This window comes from Kitasatospora sp. NPDC057936 (genome assembly GCF_042887525.1).
Taxonomy (GTDB): Bacteria; Actinomycetota; Actinomycetes; order Streptomycetales; family Streptomycetaceae; genus Kitasatospora.
Genome location: NZ_JBHVPD010000207.1, coordinates 1 through 1,636 on the forward strand (window position 1 = coordinate 1; position 1,636 = coordinate 1,636).

General features: G+C 70.5%; 1 protein-coding gene. It reads right to left on the reverse strand.

The annotated features are described in order from the left end of the window. Positions 1-39: 39 nt before the first annotated feature. On the reverse strand, positions 40-1,548 hold the full coding sequence (locus ACFVU9_RS45430; RefSeq protein ID WP_387603972.1) for an ISL3 family transposase: 1,509 nt from the start codon (positions 1,546-1,548) through the stop codon (positions 40-42). Between the last annotated feature and the right edge of the window lie 88 nt (positions 1,549-1,636).

A 1,636-nucleotide genomic window follows, 5' to 3' on the forward strand; every position in this document is an offset into this window, starting at 1 on the left:
CGGCTCTGGCCCGTATTCGGTGGTAGCGCTCCGTGGCGATCACCGGAGGAGGATGCGGTGGCGGAGCAGGGGGAATCCGGCGCGGCCGTGCATCTGCCGCATGATCCGCTTAGTTCGTGTGTTGACGCCCTCGGTACGGCCGTTGTGGTGCGGGGTGGTGAGTCCGGCGTCGACGGCGGCCCGGTCGAGTTCCAGGCCGTTCGTGAAGGAGCGTAGGTGGGGCAGGTCGGCGGAGCGAACTGACGCGATCCAGGCGGTGAGCTTGGCGTCGTTGCCCTCGGCCGGCGCCAGTAGTTGGGCGAACTCGCTGGTCAGACAGGCGAGTTCGGTCATCTCGCGGCAGGCACTGGTGAGTTCGCCGAGCAGTGCGATGTCTTTGTCGCGCAGGTTCTCGGGGCGGCTGAGGAGGAGGCGGGCGAAGCCCTGCGCGGTGGTGACGGGCCTGTCGCCCTCGGCGCGGCCCTGGGTTAGGTAGCGGACCAGGAGGTTCGCGCTGCCGGTGTAGCCCAGTTCCTTGATCTCGCGCAGGAGGTGGGTGACGGGCACCGCGGGGTCTTCGGCCCGGCGGCTGCGCAGGTGGTCGCGGTAGGGGTCGACGAGTGTGGGCTTGTAGCGGGGCGCGCGGCGCTCGCCGGTGGGCTCCTTCATGCGGGCGTACCGCTTGACGGTGTTCAGGGCCACGTCGAGGCGGCGGGCGCATTCGAGCAGGCCGACGCCCTGGCCGAGCAGCGCGTGGACCCGCTGCCAGCGTTCGCGGGTGGTCTGCTCGCGCACACCGCCGGGGCGGGCGGGGTTCACAGCGGTGGCCCAGCACGCGGCGTGGGAGCGGACCTCGGCCAGGACCTTGCCGCACAGGTTGCTCCAAATGTGCCACCTGTCGCTGACCTGCACCGCGTCGGGCAGGGCCTGGCGGATCGCCTCGCCGTAGGAGCCGGAGCCGTCGCGGCAGACGTACTCGGCCCCGGGGTGCTCGCGCAGCCACGCGACCAGGGTTTGAGTGGTGCGGTCGGGCAGGACGTCGATCCGCTCGCCGGTCTCGGCGTCGATGAGTATGGTCGCGTAGCGGTGCCGGCGCTTGAGGGCGAAGTCGTCGACGCCGAGCACGCGCGGTACTCGCAGCGGTGGTACCGCCTGGCGCATGAGCAGGCGAAGAGCACTCGATCGGGAGACTGCGCAGGCCAGAATGTGGGAGAGGCGGGCGCCCGCCCTGCCCGCTAACTCCTTCACGATCTGACCGAGTTGATCGGCGAGACGGCGTGTGCGCCGCTGGTAGCGCTCGATCAGGCCGGGGACCTGCTCACGGAACGTCTGCCGCGGGCACCCCAGCACCGGACACGCCATGCGTCGGACCCGCACCGACGCCACGACCCGGCGCCCGTCCACCGGCACGTCCGCGACCAGCCGCTCGTGGAACCCGTGCACCTGCCCAGTCGAGTGCCCGCACACCGGGCACAGCACCGGATCGTCCCGGGTCCGCGCCGACACGCGGATGACCTCGCCCTCGTCCGTCACACCCTCGACGACGAGCGCCGACAGCCCCGAAAACACCACACTCACAAGCTCGTTGACCTCATGCACACCATGCCAACGACAACCGTCACCCTTCGTTACCACCGAATACGGGCCAGAGCCGTTC